This is a genomic window from Kutzneria buriramensis, from assembly GCF_003387475.1.
Taxonomy (GTDB): domain Bacteria; phylum Actinomycetota; class Actinomycetes; order Mycobacteriales; family Pseudonocardiaceae; genus Kutzneria; species Kutzneria buriramensis.
In genome coordinates this window covers 588239-601316 of record NZ_QUNO01000002.1, presented here as the reverse complement: position 1 = coordinate 601316, position 13078 = coordinate 588239, and the positions used below count along the sequence as shown (strand labels likewise).

The 13078-nt window shown below is 70.2% G+C and carries 14 protein-coding genes; 3 read left to right on the top strand and 11 right to left on the bottom strand.

The features are described 5' to 3' along the window. Nucleotides 1-2: 2 nt before the first annotated feature. The 9 genes from BCF44_RS07380 to BCF44_RS07335 form a co-directional block, all read right to left on the bottom strand. A complete protein-coding gene (locus BCF44_RS07380; protein WP_116173365.1) occupies nt 3-656 on the bottom strand; it encodes an MBL fold metallo-hydrolase in 654 nt (217 codons plus the stop codon). Further along, complete coding sequence (locus BCF44_RS07375; protein ID WP_116173364.1) at nt 653-1147, bottom strand: LeuD/DmdB family oxidoreductase small subunit; 495 nt, start codon at nt 1145-1147, stop codon at nt 653-655. The genes BCF44_RS07380 and BCF44_RS07375 overlap by 4 nt, the downstream gene beginning before the upstream one ends. After that, complete coding sequence (locus BCF44_RS07370; RefSeq protein ID WP_116173363.1) at nt 1147-2394, bottom strand: 3-isopropylmalate dehydratase large subunit; 1248 nt, start codon at nt 2392-2394, stop codon at nt 1147-1149. Before BCF44_RS07370 ends, BCF44_RS07375 begins: the two co-directional genes overlap by 1 nt. Further along, entirely contained in the window at nt 2385-3260 is an 876-nt protein-coding gene (locus tag BCF44_RS07365; protein ID WP_116173595.1) for an isocitrate lyase/PEP mutase family protein, read from the bottom strand. The genes BCF44_RS07370 and BCF44_RS07365 overlap by 10 nt, the downstream gene beginning before the upstream one ends. Nucleotides 3261-3271: 11 nt before the next feature. Beyond that, on the bottom strand, nt 3272-4645 hold the full coding sequence (locus BCF44_RS07360; protein WP_211352924.1) for an MmgE/PrpD family protein: 1374 nt from the start codon (nt 4643-4645) through the stop codon (nt 3272-3274). Continuing rightward, nucleotides 4642-5412 (bottom strand): IclR family transcriptional regulator, encoded by a 771-nt coding sequence (locus BCF44_RS54680; RefSeq protein WP_147328420.1) that lies wholly within the window; start codon nt 5410-5412, stop codon nt 4642-4644. Before BCF44_RS54680 ends, BCF44_RS07360 begins: the two co-directional genes overlap by 4 nt. 95 nt (nt 5413-5507) lie before the next feature. After that, nucleotides 5508-6293, bottom strand: coding sequence for a protein phosphatase 2C domain-containing protein (locus BCF44_RS07345; RefSeq protein WP_116173361.1), 786 nt, complete (start codon nt 6291-6293; stop codon nt 5508-5510). A 4-nt stretch (nt 6294-6297) separates the two neighbouring features. Next, nucleotides 6298-7527: an MFS transporter gene (locus BCF44_RS07340; protein ID WP_211352923.1), complete on the bottom strand. Its 1230-nt coding sequence runs from the start codon at nt 7525-7527 to the stop codon at nt 6298-6300. An 11-nt stretch (nt 7528-7538) separates the two neighbouring features. Further along, complete coding sequence (locus BCF44_RS07335; RefSeq protein WP_116173360.1) at nt 7539-8390, bottom strand: SDR family NAD(P)-dependent oxidoreductase; 852 nt, start codon at nt 8388-8390, stop codon at nt 7539-7541. A 73-nt stretch (nt 8391-8463) separates the two neighbouring features. Between BCF44_RS07335 and BCF44_RS07330 the strand changes: the two genes are divergently transcribed. The 3 genes from BCF44_RS07330 to BCF44_RS07320 all read left to right on the top strand — a co-directional run bounded on the left by BCF44_RS07330 (nt 8464) and on the right by BCF44_RS07320 (nt 10080). After that, the gene (locus BCF44_RS07330; RefSeq protein WP_116173359.1) at nt 8464-9030 is read left to right on the top strand and encodes a TetR/AcrR family transcriptional regulator; all 567 of its coding nucleotides are present in this window, start codon (nt 8464-8466) and stop codon (nt 9028-9030) included. Nucleotides 9031-9258: 228 nt separating this feature from the next. Next, on the top strand, nt 9259-9588 hold the full coding sequence (locus tag BCF44_RS07325; RefSeq protein WP_116173358.1) for a hypothetical protein: 330 nt from the start codon (nt 9259-9261) through the stop codon (nt 9586-9588). A 261-nt stretch (nt 9589-9849) separates the two neighbouring features. Further along, nucleotides 9850-10080: a hypothetical protein gene (locus BCF44_RS07320; protein WP_147328419.1), complete on the top strand. Its 231-nt coding sequence runs from the start codon at nt 9850-9852 to the stop codon at nt 10078-10080. 2 nt (nt 10081-10082) lie between these two features. On the opposite strand, the gene BCF44_RS07315 is transcribed toward BCF44_RS07320, so the two are convergent. Together BCF44_RS07315 and BCF44_RS07310 are read right to left on the bottom strand one after the other, a co-directional pair. Next, entirely contained in the window at nt 10083-11996 is a 1914-nt protein-coding gene (locus BCF44_RS07315; protein ID WP_116173356.1) for an elongation factor G, read from the bottom strand. 415 nt (nt 11997-12411) lie between these two features. Continuing rightward, on the bottom strand, nt 12412-13056 hold the full coding sequence (locus BCF44_RS07310) for a GntR family transcriptional regulator (RefSeq protein WP_116173355.1): 645 nt from the start codon (nt 13054-13056) through the stop codon (nt 12412-12414). Nucleotides 13057-13078: the final 22 nt, after the last annotated feature.

The following is a 13078-nucleotide window of genomic DNA, read 5'->3' as shown; positions in this document are numbered from 1 at the left end:
TCTCAGCCGATCGTCGCGATCAGCTCCACCTGTCGACCGACGAGTGGGTCGCCGTGCGCGAGGCCGATCGCGCTGACGTCCTTGGGCAGCTTGGCAATGCTGTCCGGCCGGCGGCCCGGGTCGGCGGCCAGCGCCGGCGGCCCGAGGCCGAGTGTCCCTCGGTTGAAGATGAGGTCGCCGACCAGCAGCGCCCGGCTCGGCTCGTGCAGCAGCGCGATGTGCCCCGGCGTGTGGCCGGGGGTGTGGAGCACCCGCAGGTTGCCGATCATGTCGCCGTCCGCGACGTGTCCGTTCGCGGTCACGGGTGTCCAGTGCGCCAGGGGAAGTCGGTCGATGAACCGGCCGAGCCCGCCGGATCGGCCCTCGGCCGGCACGCGACCGTTCTGGAGCCATGGCGCGTCGGCGGAGTGGATCAGGACCGTCGCGCCGGTGCGAACTCTCAGTTCGTGGAGGCCTTTGACGTGGTCGGGGTGGGCGTGGGTGATCACGATCCGGCGGATGTCCCTGAGGGACCGGTTTCTTTCCGCGAGGAAGGCCTCGATTGCCTTCGGCGCACCGGCCCAGCCGACGTCGACCAGCGTGTAGCCGTCCTCCTCCTCGACGAGGAAGGCGTTGTCCCGCTTGGTGGTCGGCAGCCTGGTGATTCCGTCGATCATCGCGGCACGTAGCCTTCCCGGGCGAGCTTGGGCAGCAGGCCGCCGGCGGCGAGGATGTCCCGCACGAAGTCCGGCAGCGGCTCCGCCTGGATTTTCGCCCTCGTGGTGACGTTCTCGCACCAGCCCTCGACGAAGTCGACACGGGCGGTGTCGCCGTCGGCGAAGATCCCGCGCACGCCCGGCACGGTCAGCGCCGGCAGGCCGAAGTTGATGCAGTTGCGCAGGAACAGGGAGTTGAACTCGTCGGCCAGCAGTGCCCGCACGCCGAGCTCCAGGAACAGCGAGGCGACCGGGCGCGAGGAGCCGAGCCCGAAGTTGCGGCCGGCGACCACGACATCGCCTTCTCGCACCTCGTCTGTCCAACCGGGACGGAGATCGTAGAAGACGTGCCGGGCCGCCTCGGGCAGCGGGAGTTTCATGGCGTAGCCGGGATACATGGCGTCGGTGGTCACGGAGTCGCCGACCACCCACACGCGCCCCTCGATCTCCATCAGGCGATCTCCTTCCGTGGATCCACGACATGCCCGGCAATCGCCGAGGCGGCGACCGTGGCCGGCGACGCCATGTAGATCTCGGCGTCCGGACTTCCCATGCGCCCCTTGAAGTTTCGGGTGCTCGCGGTCAGGCAGACCTCGCCGGCGGCAACCACACCCATGTGGTAACCGAAGCAGGCCCCGCAGGTCGAGTTCGTCACGACCGCGCCCGCGTCGGCCAGCGCCTCGACGTACCCGAGCCGCACGGCGTCCCGGTATACCTTTTGCGACGCCGGCGTCACCAGCAGTCGGACGCCTGGGGCGACCTCACGGCCGCGCAGGATGTCGGCGGCGATGCGGAGATCCTCCAGCTGGCCGTTGGCGCAGGAGCCGATGAAGCACTGGTCGACCGTGCGGTGTTCCAGCTGTGATACCGGTATCGCGTTGTGGCTCACGGTGCCCGGCCGGGCGACATAAGGCTCCAGTGTGGACAGATCGATCTCGCGGATGTCCTCGTACCGGGCGTCTTCGTCGGCGTCGGCCGGCGTGTACGGGCGGTCGGTGTGCGCGTCGAGGAACCCCCGGCACACCTCGTCCACGCCGAAGGTGGCGAAGTCGGCGGAGATCTCCGCGCACTGGGTGGCGATCGTGCGCCGGTCGTGCATCGGGACCGACGCCAGGCCGGGGCCGCCGAACTCCAGGTTGCGGTTGGTGGCGTCGCCGTGCTTCCCGGCGATGTGCAGGAAGATGTCCTTGCCGCTGACGAAGTCCGGCAACGTGGCGACGAGTTCGTAGCGGATGGTCGGCGCGACCGTGAACCACGTCCTGCCGGTGCACAGGATGGAGTACACCTCGGCCGGCCCGAGGCCGCGCGCGGCCGTGTTGTACGCGCCGCCGGCGCAGGTGTGCGAGTCGGTGCAGGCCAGCACTTCGCCGGGCCGGGCCAGGCCGTTCTCGGCGATCACCTGGTGGCAGATGCCGTGCCGGCCGACGTCGTAGAAACGGTCGATGCCGTAGTCCCGGGCGAACTTGCGCGCCCGCGGACCGGCCTCGGCGTCGTGCAGGGTGGGCGCCGGCACCGCGTGGTCCATGATCACCGCGACCTTGGCCGGGTCGGCGATGCGCAGCGGCTGCACCCAGCCGGTGGCGAACTGGAGGTCGATCAGCACGGTCATGTCCACCTCGGACACCACCGTCTGGCCGGCGCGCACCTCGTCCAGACCGGCCGAGCGGGCCAGGATCTTCTCGATCATCGTCATGCCCATGACCGGGCCTCCTCGCGGTAGCGCTCCCCCAGCTCGGACCATTCCCTGAGGCCGACCAGCTCGAAGAAGCCGGCCGGGCTCGCCGACACGGGTTCGGCCTCGGCGCCGCGCAGGGCGGCCAGCGAGTGCAGCATCGCGTACGCGCTCGCGGCCAGCGCGGCGCCGGGGTGGATGGCGATCCGGAACCCCAGGCGGGCCAGGGTTTCCGCGCCGGTGTCGGGCGTGAGGCCGCCCTGCACCATGTTGATCAGCAGCGGCGCGGGCACCTCGGCGGCGACCCGCTCCAGTTCGGCGAGGCTCTGCGGGGCCTCCACGAAGATCACGTCGGCGCCCTCGGCGGCGTACAGGTTGGCCCGGTCGATCGCCTCGTCCAGGCCCAGCGGCGCGCGGGCGTCGGTGCGGGCGATGATCACCAGGTTCTCGTCGACCCGGGCGTCCAGTGCGGCGCGCAGCTTGTCCAGGTACGCGCCGGCGCCGATCAGCTCCTTGTCCGGCAAGTGCCCGCAGCGCTTGGGGAACGCCTGGTCCTCCAGGTGCAGGGCGGCGACACCGGCCCGCTCGTACTCGCGCACCGTGCGCACCACGTTCAGCGGGCCACCGTAGCCGGTGTCGGCGTCGGCGATCAGCGGCAGGTCCCCGAGCACGCTCGTGATCATCCTGGCCCGCTCGACCATCTCGGTCTGCGACACCAGTCCGATGTCCGGCAGGCCGAAGCCGGCCGCGGACACGCCGGCGCCGGTCATGTACGCGGCGGCGAAGCCGAGCCGCTTGGCCAGCGAGGCGGAGAGGCCGTCGAAGACGCCGGGGGCGGTGATCAGTTCCTCTGTGGACAACAACGCCCGTAACCGGGCTCGTGCGGCGGTCATGGTGGTTCCCATCAGTCCAACGCGCCGCACACGGGCGCGGCGAGCAGCCGGATCAGGTCGCAGATGTCGGTCGCGGTGTCGAGCGCCAACACGTGGCTTTCGATCGCCTCGGCCCGCTCGGGCTCCAGGACGCCGGCGGTCAGCGCCCGGTACTTGGTGACGATGTCGTCGTTGCTCAGCGGGTTCGCCGGACCGCCGCGCGGCTGCTCGACCAGCTCTGTCAGCTCGGCGCCGTCCTTGAGCGTGATCGTCAGCCTGGTGGCGAAGCGGCCGAGTTCGTTGTCCTGCTTGACGTCGACTCGCGGCAGCAGCGACCACACGTCGTCGCTGTCGATGCGCTGCGCGGTGAACTGCGCCGGCATCACCTCGCCGTCGAGCAGCGCGACGGCGACGGCGTAGCCGATGTTCATCTGCGCGCCGATCGTGGTCATCGGCCGTTGCGGTGTCCACCAGCCGTGGTGATACACGGTGGACGTCACGTCGATGTCGATGCGCTCGATTTCGTTGGGGGAAGCCTTGTCCCGCAAGGACAAGGCCGCCTGGATCCCGCCGTGCAGGCCACCCATCGCGGCGTGCGCCTTGATGACGCTCAGGTCGGTGTGCCAGATCTCGCCCAAGCCATGAGTGATCTGCGTGATGTCCGGGTCGTGGCCCTCGCCGAACGTGGACAGGAAACCGCCGTACCCGCGCTCGAAGACCTGCTTGATGCCGGTGTAGCCGGCGGCGGCGAGCCCTGCGGCGTAGAAGCCGTTGCGTGACGCGAATCCGTGGTGCATGCGCTTGGACATCGCTTCGTACTGGGCGGCCATCAGCCCGGACGACTGCGTGGCACCCAGCGCGATCGCATCCTCGAACTGCGCGGCGGTGAGCCCGCGCAGCACGCCCGAGGCGGCGGCGCTGGCCATCGGGCCGAACACCGATCCGGAGTGCCAGCCGCGGTTGAGCATCTGCGCGCCGTGCAGCGCCAGCCCGACCCGCGGCCCCACCTCGAACCCCGCGACCACGCCGAGCAGAAAGTCCTTTCCGGACACTCCGCCGAGCAGTTCCGCCGTGGCCAGCAGGGAAGGCAGCACGATCGAGCAGGAGTGCACCGGCGCCAGCGGGTGGAAGTCGTCCAGTTCGAAGCCCTGGATGAAGGTCCCGTTGAGCAGCGCGGCGGCCGGCGGGCTGATCGTCCGGCCCCAGCCGATCACCGTGCCGGATCCGTTTCCCTCAAAGGAGGTCACGCCTTGCACGGCGATCCTCGACCACGGCAGCTGCGCGCCGATCAGCGCGCAGGCAAGGCCGTCGAGCACCAGGTGCTTGGCCCTGGTCCGCGTTGTCGGCGGCACCGCGTCCCAGGTGAGGTCGGCCAGCCAGTTCGACAGAGTTGTCGTGGCGGTCACGGGTTCGACCTCCAGCCGGTGTCGAACAGCTCGGACAGGTGCGCGCAGGTGGTGATCAGCTTGTCCGCGAAGGACGCCATGCGGGCGCCCGTCCAACGGTCCGCCGGCCCGGACAGCGCGACCGACATCGGCTGGCCGACAACGTCAAAAGTGGACAGCACCGGCGCGGCGATGCCGTGCACTCCAGGGTGATTCGCGCCGTAGGAGAGCGCGTAGCCGTCGCGGCGGATCTCGTCGAGCGACCGGCGCAGGGCCTGCGGGTCGTCGGCGGCCATGATGATCGGCTCCGCCTCCGCGGCCGGCAGGAACGCCAGGATCGAGCGGCCGCTGGAACCGCTGCCCAGTCCCGTCGTCTCGCCGACCGTCGCCGCGCGGCGCAGCACCTGGTCGGCGCTTTCCACGCCCAGCACGAGGATGTTGCGATTGCCGGCCCGTAGATGCAGGGTCGCCGTCTCGCCCGAGGCGTCCGACAACGCCCGCAGCGCCGGCCGCGCCGCCTGGTACAGCGCGGCATCGGCCAGCACCGCTGAGGACACCGCGATCAGCCGGTTGCCGACGCGGTAGCCGCCCGCGTCGACCCGCTCCACGTACAGCTCGTCCTGAAGGACGCGGAGCAGGCGGTAGCAGGTGCTCTTCGACAGGCCGACCTGTGTCGCCAGGTCGTCGAGGCCGATCGGGTCGCCCGCGGTGACCACCGCCTCGATCAGGCGCAGCGCGCGGCGGGCCGTCTCGCCACCTTCGGTCCTCGCCGATTCACCTTGAGTCATCAGGTCCCACTATGTGAAAGTTGGGTTTCTATTGATGAAAACGGTAGGCCGGATGCGGGCATGCGTCAACCACGCATGCCCTCCTCTCGTGGGTCTCAGAACTCCAGGAAGACGATCGACGCGTCGTCGTGGGCCTTGCCGCGGGGGAAGGCCTGCCGGTCCGGGTCCGCGGACTCCGCCTGGCGCACCTCGTCGATCACCGCCTGCGCGCCCGCGTCCCTGACCTGTGCGAACAGCTCCGTCCAGCCGCCGAATCCGAACACCTCGGTCCAGCGCGAGGCGCCGTCCGACATCGCCGCCGCCGCTCGAACGTTGCTCAGGCGACCGGTGACCGCGCGCTTGGCGACCTCAGGGTCCGCCGCCGCCGTGTAGAAGCCGCCATCGGCGTTGCGGAAGGCCTCCACCGCTTGGAAGTAGGCCGGCGTGTAGCGGATTTCGCGCAGCTCCGGCCGGCGCAGGAGCTCATCGAGGCGGGTGTCGAGGATCGGTTCGATCGCGCCGTCGACGTCCACCAGCAGGACCGAGTCCGACAGCACGAGGTACTCCAGCTCGTTGGCGTCCCAGCGCAGCGCCACCACCGTCGCCTGCGGGGTTCGGCGGTGGCTCAGGTCGCAGGTGTCCTCATGCTTCGCCGCCGTCTGCGCGATGGCCTCCGCCAGGCAGTCCTGGAGCGCCTGGTCCCGGCGCGTCGCCGCCCTCTGGAGGAGCGCCGGCCCCAGCTGCTGGACATACCAGGTCACCGTGTGGATGCACCCCGTTCGGCCGTCCGGCGGCGGCGTCACCCCGTCCAGCACCAAGGCCGCCCTCGTTGCCGACAGTGCAGCGAAGTCCTCATTCGCGCGGTCCGGGGCGCCGGGGACGGAGAGCAGGTCGGAGCGCATGAGGTCAGCCTGTCACCAGCTCCGGCTCATGGCGACTTGCCCGATCCACCCGGCCGAGATCCCGGATCGGCCTCGCCGCCAGCAGCACCGCCATGCCGGTCGCCGCCGTCGCCGCCCCGACCAGCAGCACCGGGCCCTCGCCGAGCAGACCCGCCGCCGGGCCGGCGAGCGCCTGGCCGACCGGCATCATCGCCAGCGAGCCGGCGACCTCGTAGGCGTGGATGCGGTTGAGGATCGAGCCGGGGATCTGGGTCTGGATGCTCGTCGCCCACATCACGCCCCAGAACGTCTGGACCGCGCCGCTGATCGCGCACGCGCCCGCGACCAGCCAGATCGGGGCGTGCAGGGCGACGGCCAGCGGCTGCGCGCCGTAGCCGAACATCGCGATCGCGCCGGCGCGCAGCGGGTGGCGGGGGCGCAGCCGCATCGCGATCAGGCCGCCGACCGCCATGCCGGCCCCGCCGACCGAGTTGACCAGGCCGTACGCGGTGTCGCCGTGGTGGGTGATGATCTCGGTGGCGACCAGCGGGGTGAGCGGGCCGAAGCTGGTGATCATCAGGACCATCCAGACCAGGATCACCCCCCACACCCAGCCGCGGGCGGCGAACTCGCGCCAGCCCTCGACCAGATCGGCCCGGAACCGCGCTCGCTCCACCGGCCGCGGTTGGCGGCGGAGTCGCAGGCCCACCAGGCAAAGCGCACTGGTGAGGTACGTCGCCGCGTGCGCGGCGAAAACGCCGCCGACCGACGTCACGCCGATCAGCAGGCCCGCGAACGCCGGGCCGGCCACGCCCGCCACCGACTCGGCGGTGCGGATGATTCCGTTGGCGCCCTGCACATCCGTGGCGATCTGCGGGATCGTGCTCGCGATGCCCGGCTGGAACAGCGCCGCGCACAGGCCGTTGACCGCGCCGATGGCGCAGATCTGCCAGAGCACGACGTGGCCGGTGAAGAACATGACCGCCACCGAGGACTGCGTGACCACCCGGGCCAGGTCCGCGCACACCATCACCGCGCGGGTGTCGAACCGGTCCGCGATCACGCCGCCGAATATGACGAAACCCGCGAAACACGCACTGAATGCGGCCATCGCGGCGCCGACCGCGCCGACGCCGTAGCCGTACTGGATCAGGCCGGCGGCGAGCGCGACCGGCAGCATCATGTCGCCCAGGCGGGCGGCCGCGCGGGCCACGAAGAACAGGGAGAAGTCGCGGTTCCAGCGGCCGGTTCGCACGTGCCGTGACGCTACCGTGAGCGGCGTTCCTGATGCTCGGACAATCCCACCAGGTGAGCGCTTTCCCGCCACAACCGGTCGCAGCGGGCCGGATCCGTGGTGTGATCGGCGGTCGGCACCTTCCGGCGGTCCACGTAGCAGCCGCCCGTCTGTCCGTCCACTTCGGACGATGTGGCCAGCCAGCACGGCGTGTCCGCGCCGACGTCCGGCCCCGGGGACGTGCGGGCGAGTCGGTCGCCGAGTTCCTTCAGCGCGCCGCGGGCGTTCCGGCCGAGTCGGGTGCCGGCGATGATGCCCGGGTGCGCCACGTTGACGGTGATCGTGTCGAGTCTTCTCGCCAGGGCGTAGGCGAACATCGCGTTCATGTTCTTGGTGCGGCCGTAGGCCGCGAACGGCGTGAGATCGGGATCCGGCGTGGTGAGGTGCCGGGATTCCAGGTCGTCCAGGTCCACCGGCACCCGCGCGAGCGCCACCGGGTCCGCGCCGACGATCACGAACCGCGCCTTGCGGCTCTTCGCCGCCAGCAGCCTGAGCAGCAGGTACGGCGCGAGGTGATTGGTCGCCAGTAGCGTCTGGCGATCCTCCGCCGTGCGGTCGTCGAGGTTCGTGATCACCGCCGCGTTGCTGACCACCACGTCCGGCATCGGCAGTCGCTCGGCTAGGTCCCGAACCTCCTTGCCCAGCGCCAGATCCGCCTTCTCCAGCACCAGATCCGCTTGCGGCACCGCCTTTGTGATGCGTCCGCGGGCCTCTCGCAGCCGGTCGTCGTCCCGGCCGACCAGCACCACTGTCGCCTCCCGGGCCAGCCTCGTCGCGATCGCCTCACCGATGCCCGAGGTCGCTCCCGTGACCACCGCCAGCATGACTCCCCCTTAGGTTGACGCTGTCAACCTAGCTCGGCAGGTTGACAGCGTCAACCTTGGTTACGATGCCGCCATGGCTTCCGGGACCCGCGAGGCGCTGCTCGACGCCGCCGTGCGCCTGCTCGACGCCGGCGGGGTCGAGGCCGTCACGCTGCGGGAGGTCGGTCGGCAGGCCGGGGTGTCGCACAACGCGCCGTACAAACACTTCGCCAGCAAGGAAGCCCTGCTCGCCGCCGTCGCCGCCCGCGAGCTCGAACGCCGCGCCGCGCGGCCCGCCGACTCGCTTCGCGCGACCCTGCACGGCTACGTCCGGTGGGCACAGGAGACACCCGCCCGGTTCCGGTTGATCTTCGGGCCGTGGACCGTCGACTCCCCCGAACTGCACGTCGCCGCCACCGCCGCCCAGGCCCGCCTCGTCGACACCGTGCTCGCCGCTCAAGAGGCCCACCTGCTCCCCGCCGGCGACCCCGTCCGCCTCGCCTCGCTGCTGCGCTCCCTCGCCCACGGCGCCGCCGACCTCGCCTCCGCCGGCCACCTCTCCCCCACCGGCAAGGGCCACGCCTCCCCCGAGGACCTGGTGGACGACCTCCTCACCTACCTGAACCCCCGCGAGTCACGCTCAGCGTCACACCGAATGTAGGTTTCCGGCACATCGCCGTCCGCGCCTGTTTGCCGACCCCCTGGTCCGCCAGCGACCAAGATCGTTTGACGCAGCCCCCGTTTCCAGCCAACCACAAGGGCCTGACAGTCCGGCCGCATCACACCTCAGCCGCCCCTGCGGATCCCGAAAGTGTCAGCCCCACCTGCTTGGATTCTGTGTTGGATTTTTGGGGAGGCTGCGTTTCGCGGCCCAGGAGGGAGCAAGACCGTGCCGATCCTCAAGGCCGAGCCCGAGGTGGGCGAGTCCATCGACGACCCGTCGGAGGACGCGATCTTCATGCTGCTCGACGACATCGAGGAGGGCCAGGGCAACTACCTGATCATCACGCGGACCGCCGACGCCACCGGTCACACCTACGCGCAGACGTACCGCAACGACGACGGCAGTTACCTGGTCGAGTACCGCGCCGGCGGAGCCGACCGACACTTCCAGACCATCGCCGCCGACATGCGCACCGCCCACAACCTCCTGACGGCGTGGGCGTTCGAGCTCGACGGCTGGCGGGAACGCGCCGAATGGTCCCGGTTGGAGCTCTGACGGATGAACGCGGAGCCGACCCGGCGCGGGCAAGGATGCTCCATGACGGGCGGCCCGCGCCCGCGGGTCGGTTTCGTCCCGCGCACCGAGTTCGCCGAAGCGCCGCAAGGTGTTCACGCCGTCCACCTCGCGCCCGCCAACGCCGTACACCGCTCACGCAATTCGCCCGCCGCTAGGCTGCAACCGCCCGGTTGAGCATCGTGTGCCCAAAACCTACATTCGGTGTGACGCTGAGCGGACTCGCGGACGGAAGGCAGAGTGGTGGGCGGCAGGCGGTGGGCGTTCCACGATCCGACGGCGGGCATGGGCGGGGTGGTTCCGACGCGGACGGCGCGCCTGTGGCTGGCGGTGGTGGGGGTGACGCTGTGTTTCCTCGCCTGCCTGGCCTCCTTCCAACTGGGCATGACGTGGGCGGGGGTGCTGCTGGCGGGATTGTCGGCGGCGACGATGGTCAACATCGGCTGGGTGGCGTACCGCCGTCACAAGGACTGAGCTCACACCCGCCGTAGCACGTGGAGCAGGTATTCCTTGCGGTTCAACGGGTTGTGGTCCCAGCGAGCCCGGTTGGGGACGGGGCCGCCGACAGGTCGGTAGTGGTCGAAAGCAGACTCCAACACGCCTTCGCCGCTGGTCAGGGACGGTAGCCGGCGCTCGAGCCCGTGGACCTCGGCGGCGGGAATGTCGCCGACGAGGACGTGGGTACCGTCGCTCATGGACGACGTGAGCGGGGCGGCGCGGAGACGGACCAGCACCGGCAGCACGGCGGCGAAGGACTCGGCGGGAATCTCCAACTGGTAGCGGTGCACCGGCTCGTGGACCCGGGTCCCGGCCCGGGCGAGCGCGCTCATCAGCACCAACGGGGTGAGGCCCCGAAAGTCGGCGGCGGTGCTGGTCACGGAGCAATACCCGGAATGCGTCATGGTGACGACGCAGTCGATGACCTGCCAGCCGTGCAGACCCTGCGAAAGGGTCTCCCGAACGGTGTCCTCGACGGCCTTCATGAACGCATAGAGCATGGAACCGAGTTCGACCTCGAGGCGGTAATGCACGCCGCTGCCGACAGGACCCGGTTCGATGCGCAGACCGACCGTGGCACGGAACGGATTGGGCGCGACCCCGATGGTCTCGCACGCGGAGCCGACGCCGATGACGCGTTCGACGTTGATGGTCGTGGTTTCCCGGAAAACGACGTCGATTCCGAACTCCTCGGCGAGCGTGGTCTGGATGACTTCCTTCTGCACCTCGCCGTACAACGACACGGAGATCTCGCGGCGGATCTCGTCCTGACGAACGTCGATCAGCGGATCCTGTTCGGCCAACTGGTCGAGCGCCACGCGCAAGGCGCCGACTTCCGACATATGCGCAGGCAGGACAACGGTTTCCAAGGTCGGCGGCGAGAAATAGTGCTCCGCAACACCGGTCGTCGAGCCGACCGCGTCGCCGATGCGCACCCCGTTCAGCCCCCACAGCTTGGCGATGGAGCCGGCGGAAACCGACTGCGCCGGAACGCTGGCTCCGTGGGAGAACACCGAAATCGCGGTCACCTTGTCGTCGACGAGACGATCCCGCACCCGCAGCGTGCCGGCATGCATCCGCACGTAAGCGATCTTCTCGCCGGCGGCTCCGCGCTCGACCTTGAACACGGTGCCCGACATCGGGCCGTCGGCTACGGCAGCCGCTGGCAGGAACGAGGTGAGGCCCTCGACCAGCGCATCCACGCCGACCCCGGTGATCGCGGAGCCGAAGTAGACGGGGTGCACGAGCGCATGCCGGGACTGAGTCGCAAGCACCGACAACGCTTGCGCCATCGGCACCTCGCCGGCCGACAAATAGGTGGCGGTGAGTTCGTCGTCCAACGAAACGAGCCGTTCGACGAAATCGACGTCATCGACACCAAAAGGCACCACACGGCCGTCGCGGGTGCCGATACCGCGCACCGAACCCATCGGTACGATCGCCGTCGACAGCTTCGCGGACAGGTCCGCGAGCAGCGAGTCGTAGCGGGCGCCGCCGCGATCGATCTTGTTGACGAAGATGAGCGTCGGAATGCGCAGGCGGCGCAGGACTCGCATCAGAATGCGGGTCTGGGCCTGCACTCCCTCCACCGCCGACACCACCAGCACCGCGCCGTCGAGCACGCCGAGAACCCGTTCCACCTCGGCGATGAAATCCGGGTGGCCGGGCGTGTCGATCAGGTTGACCGTGTGGTCGCCGATCTCGAACGACACCACCGCGGACTTGATGGTGATGCCTCGACGGCGCTCCAGCGCCATCGAATCGGTTTGTGTGTCGCCGTCGTCGACGCTGCCGACCCGGTCGATGATCCCGGCGGCGTACAGCAGCCGCTCGGTCAGGCTGGTCTTACCGGCGTCGACGTGCGCGAGAATCCCGAGGTTGAGCACTGGCACAGGGCGTCATGTCCTTCAGAAAGGGGAAGATTCCATCTGGGGTGGACACAACAAGCCCGCGCATTTCTCAGCTCCTGGGTCGGGGACGCGGGAAGTCCAGCAGACCGGAAGGCCGGGACGCAACCGAATTACCGACGGCGAGGCGGGACGCCCGAACAAGGCGGGGTGGAGGGCGGCGATCAGGAAGGGGCAGCGGGCGACGGTCATGTGGGCGGCACTCGAGAAGGCAGCCGGCGGGCACGGCTGGGCGACCGACGGACTGGGCGACCGACGGATTGGGCGCCGGCGGGATGGGCTGCGCGGCCGATGGGCTGCGCGGCCGGTGAGCTGCGCGGCCGGTGAGCTGCGCGGCCGGTGAGCTGCGCGGCCGGTGAGCTGGGCCGGAGGTAGGCGGGTGGCCGGGGCGATCCGGCAGTCAGGCGGGACGGCGGGCGGCTATGTGGCGGAGGGCGACGGCGAGATGGTCGCTCATCTCGGCCTGCGCCACCGCTACGTCGCCGCTGCCGATGGCGGCCAGCAGCCGCCGGTGTTCGGCGGCGAGGTTGTCGCCGCCGGGGTAGAAGTTGTGCAGCTGCGCGAGGCAGAGCTGCATCTCCTCCTGCATGGCGGGGTAGATGCGGTTGAGCCGCGGGCTGCCGGCGGCGGCGATGAGGGCGATGTGGAACTCGGTGTGCAGCTCGACGCGGTCGGCCCAGCTGACGTCCGGGCCCAGCGCGTCCATCTTGGCGAGGAGGCGTTCGGGCTCGGACAGCGACGCTCCGGATTCGACGATGATCCGGACGGCTTCCAGCTCCAGGGGCGTGCGCACGAAGAACAGGTCCCGAACGTCGGCCTCGGTGAGCACGGGCACGATCAGCGACCGCCCGCTGGCCCGCCGCGCGAGGTTGCGGGCGACGAGCTCCTGGAGCGCGGACCGGATGGTGGGCCTGGCGACGCCGAACATCGAGGCCAGCATGGTCTCGGTGAGGCTGGCGCCGGGCGCGAGCTCGCCGCTGAGGATCAGCTTGCGCACCTCGCCCACCAGCGCGTCCCGAGTACTGGTCGTCTGCAACGCCGTCACACCGCGTGAGTATAGCGGTCAG